Origin of the sequence: Adonisia turfae CCMR0081, assembly GCF_011009555.1 — a bacterium.
In the GTDB taxonomy this organism is placed as follows: Bacteria; Cyanobacteriota; Cyanobacteriia; order Phormidesmidales; family Phormidesmidaceae; genus Leptothoe; species Leptothoe turfae.
The window spans coordinates 4,812,422-4,829,229 of the sequence record NZ_QXHD01000004.1 but is presented as its reverse complement, the minus strand read 5'-3'; the positions used below and the strand labels follow the sequence as shown (position 1 = coordinate 4,829,229).

Annotated in this window: 12 protein-coding genes, 1 pseudogene and 1 CRISPR repeat array; of the genes and pseudogenes, 6 read left to right on the top strand and 7 right to left on the bottom strand. The window is 47.9% G+C overall.

What is annotated here, in order from left to right:
• Nucleotides 1-406, bottom strand: a pseudogene (locus tag DXZ20_RS24755) (hypothetical protein); the annotation flags it as partial.
• A gap of 52 nt (nt 407-458) precedes the next feature.
• On the opposite strand from DXZ20_RS24755, the gene DXZ20_RS24750 reads away from it, so the two are divergent.
• The 5 genes from DXZ20_RS24750 (at nt 459) to DXZ20_RS24735 (ending at nt 7,041) form a co-directional block, all read left to right on the top strand.
• Nucleotides 459-1,316: a sulfurtransferase gene (locus tag DXZ20_RS24750; RefSeq protein ID WP_431732107.1), complete on the top strand. Its 858-nt coding sequence runs from the start codon at nt 459-461 to the stop codon at nt 1,314-1,316.
• Nucleotides 1,317-1,401: 85 nt separating this feature from the next.
• The gene (gene rsmD, locus DXZ20_RS24745; protein WP_163701702.1) at nt 1,402-1,944 is read left to right on the top strand and encodes a 16S rRNA (guanine(966)-N(2))-methyltransferase RsmD; all 543 of its coding nucleotides are present in this window, start codon (nt 1,402-1,404) and stop codon (nt 1,942-1,944) included.
• A gap of 235 nt (nt 1,945-2,179) precedes the next feature.
• Nucleotides 2,180-3,919, top strand: a complete 1,740-nt coding sequence (locus DXZ20_RS24740) for a diflavin flavoprotein (RefSeq protein ID WP_163663033.1) — start codon at nt 2,180-2,182, stop codon at nt 3,917-3,919.
• A 189-nt stretch (nt 3,920-4,108) separates the two neighbouring features.
• A complete protein-coding gene (locus tag DXZ20_RS38320) occupies nt 4,109-4,240 on the top strand; it encodes a hypothetical protein (protein WP_284681692.1) in 132 nt (43 codons plus the stop codon).
• 704 nt (nt 4,241-4,944) lie between these two features.
• Nucleotides 4,945-7,041: a calcium-binding protein gene (locus DXZ20_RS24735; protein WP_163701699.1), complete on the top strand. Its 2,097-nt coding sequence runs from the start codon at nt 4,945-4,947 to the stop codon at nt 7,039-7,041.
• Nucleotides 7,042-7,235: 194 nt separating this feature from the next.
• Here DXZ20_RS24735 and DXZ20_RS24730 read toward each other — a convergent pair whose 3' ends face one another.
• From DXZ20_RS24730 to DXZ20_RS24705, 6 genes are all read right to left on the bottom strand, one after another.
• Nucleotides 7,236-8,057 (bottom strand): N-acetylmuramoyl-L-alanine amidase, encoded by an 822-nt coding sequence (locus DXZ20_RS24730; protein ID WP_163701697.1) that lies wholly within the window; start codon nt 8,055-8,057, stop codon nt 7,236-7,238.
• Nucleotides 8,058-8,083: 26 nt separating this feature from the next.
• Complete coding sequence (locus DXZ20_RS24725; RefSeq protein ID WP_163701694.1) at nt 8,084-8,590, bottom strand: hypothetical protein; 507 nt, start codon at nt 8,588-8,590, stop codon at nt 8,084-8,086.
• 141 nt (nt 8,591-8,731) lie between these two features.
• Complete coding sequence (locus DXZ20_RS24720; RefSeq protein WP_163701691.1) at nt 8,732-11,068, bottom strand: DUF7452 domain-containing protein; 2,337 nt, start codon at nt 11,066-11,068, stop codon at nt 8,732-8,734.
• Nucleotides 11,069-11,242: 174 nt separating this feature from the next.
• The gene (locus DXZ20_RS24715; RefSeq protein ID WP_163701688.1) at nt 11,243-12,067 is read right to left on the bottom strand and encodes a hypothetical protein; all 825 of its coding nucleotides are present in this window, start codon (nt 12,065-12,067) and stop codon (nt 11,243-11,245) included.
• The gene (locus DXZ20_RS24710) at nt 12,034-12,783 is read right to left on the bottom strand and encodes a hypothetical protein (RefSeq protein WP_163701686.1); all 750 of its coding nucleotides are present in this window, start codon (nt 12,781-12,783) and stop codon (nt 12,034-12,036) included. The genes DXZ20_RS24715 and DXZ20_RS24710 overlap by 34 nt, the downstream gene beginning before the upstream one ends.
• Nucleotides 12,784-13,334: 551 nt before the next feature.
• Entirely contained in the window at nt 13,335-14,021 is a 687-nt protein-coding gene (locus DXZ20_RS24705) for a hypothetical protein (RefSeq protein ID WP_163701683.1), read from the bottom strand.
• Nucleotides 14,022-14,242: 221 nt separating this feature from the next.
• On the opposite strand from DXZ20_RS24705, the gene DXZ20_RS24700 reads away from it, so the two are divergent.
• A complete protein-coding gene (locus tag DXZ20_RS24700; RefSeq protein ID WP_250565913.1) occupies nt 14,243-15,871 on the top strand; it encodes an ArnT family glycosyltransferase in 1,629 nt (542 codons plus the stop codon).
• Between the two features lie 554 nt (nt 15,872-16,425).
• Nucleotides 16,426-16,770: direct repeats of the CRISPR family, unit length 36 nt; unit sequence GTTGCCAATTCCATTACCCCGCAAGGGGACGGAAAC.
• Nucleotides 16,771-16,808 lie beyond the last annotated feature (38 nt).

Below are 16,808 nucleotides of genomic sequence, written 5' to 3'. Positions count from 1 at the left end.
GGCTTTTGTAAGATTGCTCGGTGGCCAGGGTCTTCAGGATTTGCTGGGTGTGCGGTGTCCAGTGGTGGATGAGGTTATTTGCGATCGCATCCCAAACCACCGTTACATTGATTTCCAAGGCCCGAATCGTCACCTGACAGTCAGGATTGACCTGCTGAATCGTATCCAGGGCCGCTGCTGTGTTGTATCCCAGCCCATAGCAAACATCCAAAATAGATAGCCGTTCCGCTTTGGCCAGCTCCGGAATATTGGCCGCATCGACATAATTTCGCTGCGCATCGGTATAGGCTCCATGACGGCAGTGAAAATGCTCGCCAAATTCCTCCGAGTAAAACGTGGCTGAGCCATCCCCAGTTAATTCTATCGTCAGACCACTAGATGAATTTTTATAGTCGTCATCAGCCATTAATGAGCTACCAATCCTAACGAAACTATAATTAACATCGTCTTTGCTACGGATCCAAACGTTGTCTTTACCGCCAGAGTCGCCTATTGATCTGACCACTACTTATATTGTTAGTCCCCAGTGGCTGGCAAAACATCTCAATAGCGCCTTGCTTGTTATTGATTGCCGATTTTCTCTGCCAGAACCGGAACTGGGTCAACAGCAATACGACTCTGGTCATATCCCCGGTGCCTACTATCTCGACCTAAACAAACATCTCTCTAGCCCCGTTCAAGACCATGGGGGCCGTCACCCGTTGCCCAACTGGCAAACGTTTGTCGACACTCTAAACCTGTTAGGCATGCAGTCTACGCCTCAGACACCCGTTGTGATTTACGATGCCTCCCGGTTTGCGTTTGCCGCCCGCCTTTGGTGGATGTTGCGCTATTTAGGCCACGGCAATGTAGCTTTGTTGGATGGGGGTATAGATGCCTGGATTAAGGCAGGCTTACCCCTTAGTCGTGAAACGCCACCATCTCAGGTAGGTCGCTTTATGCCCCAGCCCCAGGCTGATTGGGTTGTGGATATTGACTATGTGCGTCAACACAAAGACACCCCTGGCACGGTGGTAATCGACGCTCGATCCGCCGATCGCTTCCGTGGTGAACGTGAACCCATTGATCCGATTGCGGGTTCTGTGCCTGGGGCAGTGAACTACTTTTGGAAAGATCTTAGTACTGACGCCGGATTGCTCAAAGCGCCAGACGAATTGGCGCAATATTGGCGAGGGGTGGACAATGCTGATGAAGTTATCGTCTACTGTGGGTCTGGTGTGACGGCCTGTGTTAATTTATTTTCCCAGGTTGTGGCCGGTAAACCCATGGGTAAGCTTTATCCCGGTGGCTGGAGCGATTGGTGCTCTTATCTGTGAATTGGTATGCCTTGTGACACGGGCATCCACAAAGGAGTGCCCCAGAGAAGGGTCCCTATAGAGATAACCCATTGTTTATTGCCAAATGTCTATTCGTATCTACGGTAATCGTGCCATCAAAACGTTGCCGGGGCAGGCGACTCGCCCCACCCCCGCTAAGGTACGCGAGGCGTTGTTTAATATTTGGCAGGGGCGAGTCAGTGGCTGCCGTTGGTTAGATCTATGTGCGGGTAGTGGTGCCATGGGGGCAGAAGCCCTTTGTCGCGGGGCCAGCGTGGTGGTGGGCATAGAGCAGTCGGAGGCTGCCTGTCGGATTGTGCAAACCAACTGGCAGACTGTTGCTAAACCAGAACAATCCTTTCAAGTCATTCGTGGAGAGGTGACTAAAAAGCTACAGACTTTAACGTTAGACCCCTTTGATCTGGTGTACTTAGATCCACCCTACGCTGCTAAACTCTACGACAAAGTGCTTGCTCTTCTGGTTGAGAAATCTCTATTAGCTCCAGGGGCAATAGTTGCTACAGAATATACCCCAGAACATTGGCAGCCCAAATCTCTCATTGGCCTAGAACTCTCCCGCACTAAACGCTACGGTCTCACCCATCTAGCCTTATTTAAAGTGGCTTAAAGGCTTAAACCCTGATTGGGTCCATAGGAAGAACGGCGCTGTGGGCTCCCCCCCTGGGAACTGCCACCACCACCTTAAGCGCTATTAGTATTGCTTATGCTTATCAGTTACGTTAGGAAAAAAGACTGCAAAAATTAATGTTTTGAGACACAATAATACTAAAGCAACCTTCGTGTTGCTAAAGTCGTGCGCATGCGCGTTATGACATATTAGTCAGACCAGTTTAGAGGTACCTATGGTTGTAGCTGCTCCAAACACTGCCAAACCAGCTGAAAAGCGTCTCACTATCGCTACTGGTGAGATTGCTGAAAATACTACGACTATCCGGTCCCTGGACTGGGATCGAGATCGGTTTGATATTGAGTTTGGGTTGCAGAACGGTACGACCTATAACTCTTACATAGTGCGTGGGGAAAAGACAGCACTGATAGACACCTCCCACGCTAAGTTTCAGCAGCTCTATATGGATGCGCTGACGGGGCTGATTGATCCTAAGGAAATTGACTATATCGTGATTAGTCATACTGAACCGGACCATAGCGGCCTGGTGAAGGATGTGTTGGATCTTGCACCTCAGGCAGTTGTGGTTGGGGCTAAGGTGGCGGTGAAGTTCCTGGAGGATCTGGTTCATCAGCCCTTTGAATCGCAGCTGGTGAAAAGTGGTGACACTCTGGATTTAGGCAATGGCCATGTTTTGGAATTTGTAAGTGCGCCCAATCTCCACTGGCCCGATACCATTTTTACCTACGATCAAAAGACTGGCATTCTCTACACCTGTGATGCTTTTGGTGCCCACTATTGTAGTGACGATACCTTTGATGAAGATCTGGATGCGCTGACGCCTGACTTTCGCTTTTACTATGAGTGTTTGATGGCTCCCAATGCCCGCTCGGTGCTCTCTGCCATGAAGCGCATGGATAAGTTGGGCACAATTAGCACCATCGCCACCGGTCATGGTCCCCTGTTGCGTCACAATCTAGAAGAACTCACCGAGCGCTACCGCCGCTGGAGTAATGAGAAAAGCAAGGCCGAGAATATGGTGGCGGTTTTCTATGTGTCGGACTATGGGTATTGCGATCGCATCTCCCAAGCCCTGGCTAAAGGCATTACTAAAACCGGCGTCGCTGTCGAAATGATGGATATGCGTCTGGCGGATCCCCATGATGTCACTGAACTAGTCGGTCGCGCTAAAGGTATTTTGATGGGCATGCCCCCATCCTCAGGTCAGGGTGCCGAAGAAGTGCAAACGGCGCTGAGTTCCATTTTGGCAGCTGTCAATAATAAGCAAACCTATGGTCTTTTTGAGTCCTACGGTGGGGATGACGAGCCCATCGATACGCTGCAGAGTCAGCTACAGGACCTGGATCTAAAGGTTGCGTTTGACCCCATTCGGGTGAAAGATACGCCATCTGAAGCGCTCTACCAGCTTTGCGACGAGACCGGGACTGACCTGGGTCAAGACCTGGCTCAAGCAAAGAAAATTAAGAAAATTAAGGGGCTTGATGCTGATCTACAAAAGGCGCTGGGTCGCATCAGTAGCGGTCTTTATATCATCACTGCTGCCAAAGGCGCAGTGACTAGCGCGATGTTGGCTTCCTGGATTTCCCAGGCTAGCTTCAAGCCATTGGGCTTTACCATCGCAGTTGCTAAAGACCGAGCCATTGAATCCCTGATGCAGGTGGGTGACACGTTTGTGCTAAATATTTTGGAAGAGGGTAATCATCTGCCACTGATGAAGCACTTCCTGAAGCGTTTCCCCCCCGGTGCTGACCGGTTTGCTGGTATTCGTACCCGCCCTGCCAACAACAAGTCTCCGATTCTAGCCGATGCTCTGGCGTACCTGGAGTGTACGGTAACAACTCGGATGGAACTTAGCGATCACTGGCTGGTGTATTGCACCGTTGCGGATGGCAAGGTCTCGAAGGATGAATCAATGACCGCTGTTCACCACCGCAAGATTGGTAACTACTATTAAATAAAAATCTCCTTAAAAACCTTGACAGAGAGTCAAATGGGTAGATGGTCACCAACTGTCTACCCGTTTCTTACAATTACCGAGCCCGTTTCTTTCCATGGTGAATACTTTTGATGAGTATTACGGAATCTTGAAGAATAGCTAAGAACAATATTATACAAAGCCCGAATTCCGTATTCTCAATCCGAAATGGATGATCTCGCCAAGGTGTTGACTGGGTCTGACACCGATCTATTGCGTGCTGTCACCTATCCATGGCTATTGTTCTTAAAAGAGACTGGCGGTGAGCTGTGTGCGCAAAGCTACAGACGCTATCTATAGCTAATCTTTATCTGGTGTGAACCAATCTTGACAATGCCTAAACAAATTGTTTAAATGAGCATCAAGGGTACACTCGGCTATGTTTTGAGTCCTAACAAACAGTAACGTTCATTAGTAAAATAAGTCGGCTATGCACACCAAGGTGCTCTGTTTCTTTTCAAGGAAGCAATGACTCTACCACATCGGCTGATTTCCGAGGACATTAATTAGAGACTCTCCGGAGCCCGCAATATCTTTGTATTCTGAACATTTGAGTAAACTTAAAACTCCCGTGACGAAAAGGTTGTTCAGAAGGGCAATGATTACCGATAGCTATACTTTTTAGTACCAAAGGTTATATGTCTTGCAGATTGTTCCCGATGCAGCCGCAGACCAGGTATTAAACACAGCTACCAGTCCAGTTAGAACAAGATTATGGATTACTTGTTCAAGATTTCATGTAGACAACAACTCAAAAAGATCGTCTCGCTTATTCGCAGCAAAATCGTGCTGACATAAACCGTTCTTTCAAGAAAGTTTTTTAGATACTTTACGCGACACTCGATAACGCAGAAGGCTACATGTATTCATGCCTTTTGTACCGCCCATAGCTCTTGCTGTCTAAATCTTTCAGCGAGCACCACTGTTATGAACTATGTGCGCAAAGTTATCGGTTCTTTACGCTCGACTAATTCATCCATTCATCTGTCAAACGGGGACTATTTATGACCATCAAAGAACTTACCAAAAAGACTAACAACCTGGATGTCTCTGGTGCTACTTATCTGGGTGGCAACAGAAATGATTCTGCCAATGCAGTCGATGTTTCAAAAAATGGCATCACCGTTTTTGGTGGCGCACTCTCTCAATATAGCTCCAGTGCAAAGAAAATCAACTTATTGGGCGGTGGTGAAGGCAGCGTTGTTCGCTACAACAACAAGACTAACAAAGTCCTTTCAGTGACTCATCTCCCCAGTGAGGTCGACGATCTAGAAGTCAACAGTAAAGGAGAAATAGCCGTTGCTGGTGGCTTTGGAGTAGCCGTTCTGAGTGCAGATGGCAACCGCATTATTTGGAGTGACAACAGCGTCTCAGCCAGTCAGGTCTCCATTTCTGACAGCGGTAGAGTTGTTGCCATACAGGGTAGTAGTCAAATCAAACTATATAATAGCCAGGGTAAAGTTCAAGAAGAGTTTTCCACTGGCAAGAACAATCGCCGCTTTAACGATGTGGCCATCACCGATAAAAACGGTGGCACGTTGATCGCCACTGGCTATGAGCAAAAGTCATCGAACTTGCAAGTAGCCTTTACCCAAGCTTGGGACTACAACGGAAAACAGAAATGGAAAAGCTATGACGAAAGCGCCGCCAACATCCGCAAAGCCAATTTGATGGCCGATACGCGTGGTGAAAGCATTGCCATTGGTGATGACGGTGAACTCTACGCCGCTTATTCAATTAACGGAGGCACCGGCTTTTCTATTTTTTCCCGGGACCCACTCAATTTTTCCCAGTCATCGGGGCCTGACACAGTACAAACAGATCGCTACACTCAAGCCACCAATGTCGGTTCAGTCAAAATGACCTATTACGGTCGTTATGATCTAGCTACAGGTGATCTTAAAAAGGGACAATCGTTGCTTACCCGGCTAAGCAGCGGTAGAGGAAACAGTGTTAAACCAACCGACATTACGGCTGATCAACAGGGCAATGTGTACCTTGTGGGTCAGGCTAATGCAAGTTTAGCCAATCGCGATAACCAAACTATTGAGGGTCAAAGAGTACCTGGGTACTCAGGGTCAGAAGGCTTTCTGGCTGTTATGAGTCCTGATTTAAAGACGCGTTATGTTTGGACCCCCTTTGTCGATGGAGACGCCAATGCGATTGGTGTCGGTGGTGGTGTAGCCGCACTAGCCCTGACGGCTGAACCAGGGGCTGACCTGGTGACGGCAAACGCGGTCCAGAGAAATGCTGGCGGTGGAGACGATGCTTACCTGCTGCTAATTGGAGGTGAGAATGGGAATAGTCCAACGCCTGCACCTCCAGCCCCCCCAGTGCCCACTCCCACACCGCCAGCGCCCCCAGCGCCCACACCGCCAGCGCCCCCAGCACCCACACCGCCAGCACCCACACCACCTTCAGGACCGAATCGAATCACAAGTAACAACGCTGTGATTCAGGGTACTCGCCGCATTGACACCATTACTGGCGGGTCAAAAAAACAGCGTATCTCTGGCAAGAATGGTAACGATACTATTCGTGGTAAAGGCGGTAACGACACCATTTACGGCGATCAAGGCGCTGATAAGGTGTTTGGTGAAAGAGGTAACGATAAAGTCTTTGGTGGTTCAGGCAATGATTATGTTCATGGTGGCTCGGGCAATGACCGTGTTAACGGTGGCTCGGGCAATGACAGACTGCTAGGTGGCTGGGGCAATGATAGGCTCGTTGGTGGAGATGGTAATGATTTTCTGCAGGGAGCATGGCGTAGAACGGCTGCCGAAAAAGACGTGATGACTGGAGGTAGAGGGCGTGACACCTTTGTCTTGGGTAATCAATCTGGCACCCTTTACGATGACGGTAAAATACGCTCCATGGGAATATCAAACTACGCTCTGATCACGGACTTGAATACGAGGCAGGGTGATATGATCCAGCTTAGTAATGACCATGACTACCGTTTGGGTTCGTCTCCCAAAGGTGCTGATCGTGGCCGTGGATTGTTCATTGATAATGCGGCTGGTCAAAAAGATGAACTCATTGCCGTGATTCGCGGCTCGGGTAATCTCAACCTCAACAGCAGTACCTTTAAGTACGTCTAGACTAGTGAGTGGAAGCATGTCTCGGGGGAGAAACACCTCCGCCTATTGAACAGATTGTATTAGTCCTTGGCAGGGAGCTAAACGGGGGGATAACTCTAAGGGCTATCCACCCGTTTTTCTTTAACTTTCTTTCTTTTCGAGAGTACGGGCTGGCAAATCGTCTTGCCTTGATTCTCAATCCGGTTTACAAGCCGTCAGCTCTGACGTTGCAAATAACGACCATGAACCCACCCTTCTATATCCATATTGTCGTTGATGGTTTCTAGCACAGTGACTAGTTTCCAATTATTGCTAGTGTCTAGAATGTCAACGGGTGTGTGGGCAGGTAGCGGGCTCTCTGGCAACTTCTCATACTGAGTGCCTGGACCCGTGCGAATATTTAATCGACCTGTTGTTTCATAGAACTCTTCTAAATCCTCACGTCCCATCACCCTGGCCCGAAAACTATCCATGGGGAAAGCGGGGCCTGGATCATTCTTGCGTTGGGGGGCAATATCATCATGGCCGATGACATCTTGCAAACCATATTCGTCGACCAACAGGCTGGCAACGTCCATCGCCGCCTCTAGTTGTTCTTCGGTATAAACATGCCAACCACTGGAGGATGACTCATGTTTGTGGGTTGCTTCGAGTACATCAACGTCGTCATACACCTGATTAAACCAACTTTTCCATTCGCCCCCTTGACGCTTTAGCCTACCAGCGTTCACCAGTTCAATCCCAATCGAGTATTTGTTGAGACCTGTTCTCCCCTCCCAAGAACTGCGACCGGCATGCCAGGCTTTCACATTAAACGGCACCAGCTGGGTAATACTGCCATCTCGACCAATGACCAGGTGGGCAGACGCTTTGGCCTGAGCTTGAGTGAGCCATCGTACAGCCGATTTTGCAGTTCTACCCGCTGTGAAATGCATTACTAAATACTCATGGCGCAATGTGCCACCAGAGTTGGGACTCTCCTCAAAGGGATAGGGAGTACCATCATCATGGTAGAGAAGGTGATTAATAATCTGCATTGTTAGTCTCCTAGTAGGTGTGTTGACTATTGTTGGAAGTTAATTGCCCTAAACTGTGACAGATTGTTCAGAAACACTCGTTTTTTAGAGCTAAGGGAACGTCGTAGACTGGGACCATGGGTGGCCCATCTCGATACATCAAGGGGATTACTGCCCCTTAATCCCCTAATTTTTAGGTCATTGAATTCAATAAGTGCCCCCAGGAAAGCCTGGAGGTCAACCAATAGGGATGAATAGCCCGGCATCATAACTCGCTGAAATAAAATGACATATTTAGCCATGGCTATTACCAGGTCGTGTATTGGGGGATTCAGTTCGGCGTAATCAAGCCCATAGGACGTTGTCTCTAAGATGAGTTGAATGGCCGTATCGACATCCATTTGAGAGAAGTCTTCATCCAGGCCCCTGATGGGATGCTCAGTCATGATCTTGAGCAGTTCATCCATAGCAATATGCAAAACTTGCTCTTCATGACTGAGGGGTTTGACAGGTTTATCAGGTGGTTCAGGCGTTCCACCACATTTGTTTACCATGATGGGTGTTCTCGAAACGAAAGAATATAAATGGGGGCATTGCTGATCCTCAAGATGACTTGAGCTGTCGGATACCGTCAAATAGCAATAGTTCTAACCGGTTCATCCCCTAAATCAGCGATCGCAAAATGGGTGACAACGCTATATCCAATCCAAATCGGGATCTGGATTAGGCGCTTTGGGCAAGTTCTTGCAGACGAACCCAGCTAACCAGAATGCTGGGAATAGGTCTTCAATTTCCTTGTCAGGATCTTTCTCCACAGGCTTGCTCGGTGCGGGATGGGGTTTGGGTGCGGGACGGGGTACCGGTCTGGGCCGAGGTTTTGGCACCGCAGCGCGGGCAGGCTTGACCACCAACACATTAAATGTGACGTTGTTGGGAAGAGGTTTGCGGTTTTGGTTGTAAACTGTCCATTTATTATTGGAGTACCAAACGCCTATGGGATTTGGGTTATAGGTGTTGATCCATCGCTGGGTAACAAAGACAATGCCCTGGAGAACACCATTGCTAAACCCGTTATTAATGTAACTGACATGCTTCATGCTGCCCTGTTTAGTGGCATCAGTTACTTTATGTTGGAAAGCGACACCTTCTAAGTCACCAAATCGAATAGGAGCCCCTGGTTTTAAGACCAAAATATTAAACTTGGTACCAATTGGCATGGGCTTCAGGTCTTCGTTATAAATTTTCCATTTGCCACCGCTAAACCACACACCTACCTGGCTAACATTGTATTTCCCGTAATGCTGGGTAACGAGCACGATAGCATTACTCTGGTTGTTGGTTAGCCCATGATTAAGGGTGGTGATATGGCCACTTGTGTTGTTTTTCGTGGTTGTATGAACAAACACATTTCTGTTTAAGGCTGGATTAACCGCTAGAACATTGACCTGGTTATTCTTAGGCATGGGCTTTCGATTCTGGTTATACACAGTCCATTGGCTGCCATTGAACCAGACGCCGGTTTCATGGGTGTTATATACACCATACTTTTGGGTGGTAAACAACAAGAAATTGCGGTTGCCATTGGTAACACCATTGTTAATGTTGGTGATATGGCTTGAAATATTGGTTGGAAGCGCCTTGTGGCTAATCAGATACATCCCGGCAGATTGGGTTAAGACCCGAGCTCTGCCTAAGGCGATTTTTGTACTCCCTGTGAAATTGGTAAAGGCAACCGGTTGCACAGTGCTAGATGCCGTCAGCTGAGTTTTAAGAGCATTAATGTTTTTACCTTTGAGTATCTGGACGCCTGACTGATTGTCTATTTGCCGGTGTAGTATTTGTCTATCCTTTTTGACGGCCTGATAGTTTAGAGCTTTGGGGGTGGACAGAATGTTCACAGAACCTGATTTTAACTGAGGTGATGCATTGAGCATGACGTTACCAACAAAAATAGGCAGATTCTTCCCAATGGTTTTTTTGAATGTGTTTCTGTTTTTGGCTGAATCTTCCTTCAGTTCTACGTCTAGATTCCGCAAAAAGATCATTTTGACCGGCAGCACCGATAGGGACCCGGTGGGACTGGGTTCACCATCACTGAGAGGGGCAATGAATTTTGGCAGATCCCAGAATCGTTGATGGAAAAGATCAATACTAAACCAATCTCTGACAACGGAGAGAATACCAATGTCGACACTAATTTTTTCGATTTCTAATTCGTCCTGTTCATCACTGAAAAAGTCTTGGTAGTCTTTGAATACAGTGTTTTTAGCATAGTTGTAATATTCGTCGACTTCCCTGGCATCCATGGCGATACTGGCCCAACCACTCCCCCCCTCCTTAAAGAAGTTACTGGGCACAAAACTGGTGGGATAATAGTAACCGGACGTTCCTTTACCAATTTTTTCCCGTTCGGCTCCCGAGAGCTTTGACTTGTAATGCTCTAAGATATTGGATGGATATCTAGCTTCCAGTTGAAACTTGATATTTTGATGGTTTTCATACACTAGCTTGTTACCGATGTCCTGCCATTTACGCAAGGCAGCTTCTTCTCGTTGTCTAGCAATGGCGATCAAATCGTTGAGGGAGGCAACAGCATCGGTATCATCATCACGTTCCGCAGCTGTTTTTTGAGAAATCAAGCTAGCAAGTTCAGCCGCCGCCGCCAGTGCTTCATCCTGACAGGTGTAATAGTTTTCTCGATTTTCAGGATCCTCAACATAGGCGAGTGCTTCCTGGAGTTTGGCCTCTTCTTCGGCGGTTAGAAAATTACCGCTGGCAGCAAAGGCCTTACCCAGACTGTCTTTATAGACATCCCAAATAAATTTAGTAGTATCAGGCTCATAAAACCGTTTGCTAGGAACGATAAAATTGGTGATTTCTGCAAATTCCTGGGGATGTTGAGGTTGTTCAAAATCGTATAGCGTATAGGCTTCTGCCAGTTTGTTGATGGCAACAAATGTATCTTTTTCGGCTAAACTGTCCTGATGCAGTTTAGCGAGTTTGCCCATTAAGGCTAAGCTAATTCTGTTCATTTTGAGTTTATATGAACGTTTTTAGTTTGTATGAACGTTCTAAGGCGAATTTTGAAAATGGAGCGCATGGCCCACGGACTAGAACAGTATGTCTAGTCCGTGGGCAACCCTAAGCCCCGTAATGAGTTGTTCTTAAAAAGAATTACTCGATATCAATAAAGGGAAAAAGCAATCCTAAATCCACTTCTTGATACTGGGGTTTGGATTGGGAGATTTGGACATCTTGTGACACTTAAACCCAATCAGCTGCATGCCAGGAATCCGAATGCCCTGTTCCTCTCGGTGAGAGTTCACATTTCTTTCAAAATTATCCTGCTTGTAGCTACCACCCACGGAGAAAGGACCCCAGCCACCGCCAGCGCTGACATCAAAGTGCTTCTTCAAAGAATCGTAGCTGTACTCAGACTCACCAAACTCTAGAAATAAGTCTCTGACAAAAATCGCAGTGGTGGTGAAGGCTGGAATCATACCTTCAGGTTGAGCAGCTCCATCAGACACCATCTGATTATTAAAATCAGGCACGGCCTCGTCAAATCTCCAGTAGGTGCTCGTTAGAAAGTTGACGTTAAACCAGGGTCGAATAATGGGAACCTGAGCGATCTTAAAGCGCAGTTTAAACCGCGAAGTGTTGATCTTGTGCTCAATTTCAGTTCTGTCGTAGTTGGCTTCAGCCTTAGCCCGCCATAGGCCAAAGCCAGCTTTGACTTTAGTACCGACTCCTTTCTTGGAGTAGTCGTAACTACTGGCGTAGTCAGAACTGTCAAACTTGAACTGGGTCCATCCGTCTTCGTATCGGGCAAAACCACCGGGAACAAAGGTAACAGGATGAAACGGCAGCCCCGTTAGCATGCTGTTGAGCTGTCCCTCTTCAAACAACTCCTGGTATTGTTGCTTGAGTAACGCAATGCTTCTACCTTCGACTTGTTTGATAAAGGCACTAATACGATCAAACTGTTCGCGATAACCTAAGGTTGACCATTTGCGCTCAGCCGCTTGCACCCGTCTACGAAGAATGGGGCCATTGATGGCCAGGCCGAAACCGCTTTGGGGTCATTCCCAGCCTCAGCCTCAATACGCAGGGTATTGTAGGCTAGCTTAGCCGCCTCCCACTCACCTAAGTACTGGTCATACTTAAGAACAAGTGGACTGGGTTCTTCGATGACTCTTTCTTCATCGGTCAGAAAATCGACTTCGATTCTCTTAGAAACCATCAGGCTCCGCAGTTTCTCTAGCTTGGCCTTGGTACGCTCATCGGGCTCAACATCTGCAACCTGACTAAACCTCAGGACCTGTTCGTAAGCTTGAGAGAGGGTATTTTCAACATTCCAAACATTGAAAGAATTGGTGCCAGTGCCCGATGTATCTGGAATGAGATCGCATAACCGTGCCAGATTTTCGGCATGGATATACTTACGGCGGCTTTCATCAGCCAACATTCTGTTGAGCTCTTCTACACTGGTGTCTTCATCGACTTCTTCAGTTTCACCATTATTGTTGGGTTTATCGGCGTTAAAATCATCCCTGACATTTTTATATACACCGCCCAGACCCTCGGTTAGAAAATCAAATTCGTCTGGTGGAAAGGGAATGCCAGGGGTCACCCAGGCCAGATAATTGTCTTCGGAGGGAGGCGCAGCACCATCGCCACTGCACAGTGCATCATAGAGTTTTCCTAGAACGGAATTCATTAACTCACTGGGGAGTACGTTAGCCATAGTTCCTTACCTAGTGTGTAGTATTGTTGTTTGTTATCTCGCTGCGTAGCGAGTAGATAGATGACAACAACTCACTAATCAATTTTTCTTGCTTTGTATACATAAGTTAATATTTAAATGTTTTCTCCTCTGGAAGGATAAAGCCATGGCAGGAGACAGGTTCACAGGTGTATTATTTTTTGTGGCACCACCTAAAAAAGAGAGTTAGCAGTAGCTTGGGATAGAAATATTGGATAAATTGTCTCTAATACGAAATCCCGACTGATAGCACCCGGTATCGAAGGGCATCCACAAGGGAGTGCCCCTACAGGATGGTCTATTTTTAATCGGGTTTAATACATTCGGATTTGGTATAACAAGATGAATGGATCGGTTTCGAGAAAATTTACAACTATCCTTGCCAGGATGTTATCAAAATAACTATTCAACAGATATTCAACAAAAAAGCAGAAAGCCGCTGTTTTTTGAAAAAACAGCGGCTTTAAAGTAAGAAACTCCACCCTAACGGTTGTTGGCGGTAGTCCTATCTTGAGGGAGTGACCTCTCGCTTGTTAGCTAGTCTGCCTCAGCTTGCGCTGATGATGATTAAAGGAGCGTTGTTCATTAGTCAGTACAGCATAGTCAATGGGAGGGCGCATATCCCATTGAAGCTGAGTCAGTAATAGTAGACTGCCGCCAATGATGGCACCGGTCACCCCGTATTGCCAGGTACCTAGCTGGGTCACGGTAAACGCGGCAACCCCATGCACCACCGTCAGCCCTAAAAACGTACGCGAGCGAATGCCCCAACCCGTCAGGCCATGGCCAATGGCACACAGCCCTAACCACAAGGGGCAGAGGTTTATCAATATTGGCCCTACATAGCCAAACACGCCCCAATTGGTGATTACAGTGCCGACTAACATTAATGTAGCCCAGCTGTATACTAGCCACATGAGTCGTTCTACCCGTGCCCAAAAGCGCACGATGGACACCATACCCACAACAGCAACTACCGTAAGGCCGGACCAAGCAATTGCCAGTTGCTGCCAGCTAGCGTGGGACACTTGAGCTGAGGCAAACATGAATACTGCCAGGCCCCCCCACAACGCAAACACTTGATCAACGCGAGTGTAAATACTTGAAAATGCATAGCCAAGGACACTGTGACGAAAGTGCCAGGCCCCGCGTAAATCTTGCAAATCTAAATCATGCTGCTTTGAGCGCAGCAGGGGCTCATTTGAAAAGCCAATAGTCATAGCAGTTACTCGTAGAAACCAAAGATGGATCCAAAGCGCGAGAATCAGTCGCGGCTTTAGCAATACGACGACTGGCTACGCATTTATGTACTTTTAATTCTAATTGTATCGTTTTGTCAACTATGTGTACTAACCCATATATTTGGTATAACAGGCCGGATGACGGTTTCGGGAGCATAAACCGCGTGGTGTAATGTTTTGAACACGCCCTAGCTGCACGTATGTCTGTCCCCATGCGACCTGACCGTTTTTTATATCTACTGCTGGCAGTGGTGTTGATTGTATTGCTGTTCAACCTGCATCTGTGGGTCATCACCACAGGTCCCGAGGGCAGTATTGCTGAGATTAGTCGGGATATGCTGGCCCGGCAAAATTTTATGCATCCTCGGTTGCTGGGGGTAAACGATTTTAGCCATCTGCCATTGCCCCTCTGGTTGACCAGCCTGGGAATGCGGCTGTGGGGCATCAATACATTTGGGGCTCGCTTCTTTATCCAGATCAGCATTTTGGTCCAGGTAATTTTTACTTACCGCATTGCGATGCGATTATTTGGGTCGTCCCAGGTCGGTCTGTTTGCTGGACTGATCTATCTGTCATGTCCCCTGGTGTTGGCCTGTAGCCGTTACCTATCCGCCGATATATTGTTGGCCACCTTCGAGCTGGCAGCTATCTACTATATCCTGCTCTACCATCTGGAAAAACTACCGGCTGCCCTCTATGGACTCGCGATCGCATTCGCCGGTGGCCTATTATGCGGCGGGTTACATAGTTTGCTATTGCCCATCACCGTGGGCACCTATGTCTTGATATTTGGGCCTCGCAACTATGGGATTCACTGGCGTCATGGCCTGGCCGCATTGATCATGGCAGTTGGGCTCACCTGCTTTTGGTTTGTGCACGCCAGCCATCACCTCCCCGATGTCTGGGCCTTTATCCGCCAGACATTTTGGCAAGACACCTTTTTCGGGCCACCCAGGCATCCCCGCTGGCAATATGCAATCACATTTCTGTTGGGCAGTTTACCTTGGTGGTTTTTAGTTTTGCCCAACCTTGCCAGTCCGGTCTGGCAAAACCCCAATGTGTTGCCAGTCTGCATCACCTGGCTAGCCCTACCGTTGGTGTTCTACACGTTGACCGGTAGTGCATCCCTGGCGGCATTGTTGCCCCTGGTATCTGGGTTCTCGATTCTTGTCAGCTATTGGGTGCAGTTTCTAACGAAACAACAAGTATGGCGTTACAGCCGCTGGTTTGCCCAAATTTATGGCTGTCTGGGTATGCTGGCCTTCATGGTACCCCTGGGCTATCAAATTCTTGGACAGCCATTGCAAAGCACCTGGCCCATGGTGATAACGGCGTTGAGCACGTTAGGCTTAGTGCTTTTGCTATACCGATTTATCCGGGCGGGGGTCAGAATTCGGCTGGTGGCTATGGTGCTGGTGCCATCATTTATGTTGTTGTTATATGGCGGTTACTACACCCAGGCCAATGGACCATGGAAAGAGAGTGCTAATGTTGTCTCTCAGATTATTCAGCAACGACGGTTAGAGAGTTTACCGGTCTTGGTTTATAACGAAGCGCTCCCCTCCCTGGCCTTTGCCCTAAACAAAGACACCATTACCATTAACGATGGCATTGTCAATGAGGCCTATTTTCAAACCACCCAGGGTTGGGAACCCCGTTGGATTCGGCTGGGGAACCCCGAGGATAATCTTTATTTACGTCGGCTGATGACTGACCCATCGGTACTGGTGATTCCAGGGGATTTGCCCGACCGTTGGAACTGGGTAAAAATTAATTATCCTGAAATGGAATGGGCCGGTCGTTGGCAGGTGTTATATCGTCCCCAGTAGGGGCTTCCCCTTGTGGGTGCCCGGATCGCAAATGCTTGGGTCATAAATGGCCTGACCTAAAATGCCTTAGGCACGGTCATTCCTGCGCATTAATTGGCCTCAGGCCTATGGGGCATCCACAAGGGAGTGCCCCTACTGGGTTTATTGCACCCCTTTGTAAGGCTGCCGTGTACACAAAAGTATTGGAAACTAGCGGTTGCGGTTGCCTCACCCCCTCTAACTCCCCCTTGCCTTGAGTGGAGTTCCTCTCTGATACCAGTGGTTTTTGTGCGTTACATGGGGGGTAGCAAGAATCATTAAAAATTGATTGCATGCCTGGACATTCCTGGTTGGGCTGGTTATGGTAAGCATGAATTCCTAATTTTCCGATGGATTCAGCCGAACCTTGAAAACCTGATTCTTCCGTTAGATCCCTCGAACAGTGACTGTGAGAGGCTTTCAGACGTTTTTCCAGGGCTTTATTGAGAGCTACTCTCGATTAAGTAGGTCATTTTTGGAACCCTTAGATTTGGGTATCTAGAAGCCCCTGGTTACAGTGGTTTCAAAAGGTAGGGGTTGCCAATTCCATTACCCCGCAAGGGGACGGAAACACACACCTCACCTACAGCCACATGATCCAAATCATTCTTGCAGTTGCCAATTCCATTACCCCGCAAGGGGACGGAAACCTATAAACTTGTTGAATGCCTCGACCTCTCCACAGGCCGTGTTGGTTGCCAATTCCATTACCCCGCAAGGGGACGGAAACGCAATGACAAAGGTGCGGACCTGGAACTGAGATTGAGGCAAGTTGCCAATTCCATTACCCCGCAAGGGGACGGAAACCTTCACTAATCATCATCGCCCCGGTATCATCAACGAAGGTTGCCAATTCCATTACCCCGCAAGGGGACGGAAACGTGTACTTGTTAATCCACACTCTCCCACCCGTGATTAC

What these genes read in the sequence shown, in the direction of transcription:
- rsmD (WP_163701702.1), top strand. Translation starts at nt 1,402, where the DNA reads ATGTCTATTCGTATCTACGGTAATCGTGCCATCAAAACGTTGCCGGGG.
- DXZ20_RS24740 (WP_163663033.1), top strand. Translation starts at nt 2,180, where the DNA reads ATGGTTGTAGCTGCTCCAAACACTGCCAAACCAGCTGAAAAGCGTCTC.
- DXZ20_RS38320 (WP_284681692.1), top strand. Translation starts at nt 4,109, where the DNA reads ATGGATGATCTCGCCAAGGTGTTGACTGGGTCTGACACCGATCTATTG.
- DXZ20_RS24735 (WP_163701699.1), top strand. Translation starts at nt 4,945, where the DNA reads ATGACCATCAAAGAACTTACCAAAAAGACTAACAACCTGGATGTCTCT.
- DXZ20_RS24730 (WP_163701697.1), bottom strand. Translation starts at nt 8,057, where the DNA reads ATGCAGATTATTAATCACCTTCTCTACCATGATGATGGTACTCCCTAT.
- DXZ20_RS24725 (WP_163701694.1), bottom strand. Translation starts at nt 8,590, where the DNA reads ATGGTAAACAAATGTGGTGGAACGCCTGAACCACCTGATAAACCTGTC.
- DXZ20_RS24720 (WP_163701691.1), bottom strand. Translation starts at nt 11,068, where the DNA reads ATGAACAGAATTAGCTTAGCCTTAATGGGCAAACTCGCTAAACTGCAT.
- DXZ20_RS24710 (WP_163701686.1), bottom strand. Translation starts at nt 12,783, where the DNA reads ATGGCTAACGTACTCCCCAGTGAGTTAATGAATTCCGTTCTAGGAAAA.
- DXZ20_RS24705 (WP_163701683.1), bottom strand. Translation starts at nt 14,021, where the DNA reads ATGACTATTGGCTTTTCAAATGAGCCCCTGCTGCGCTCAAAGCAGCAT.
- DXZ20_RS24700 (WP_250565913.1), top strand. Translation starts at nt 14,243, where the DNA reads ATGTCTGTCCCCATGCGACCTGACCGTTTTTTATATCTACTGCTGGCA.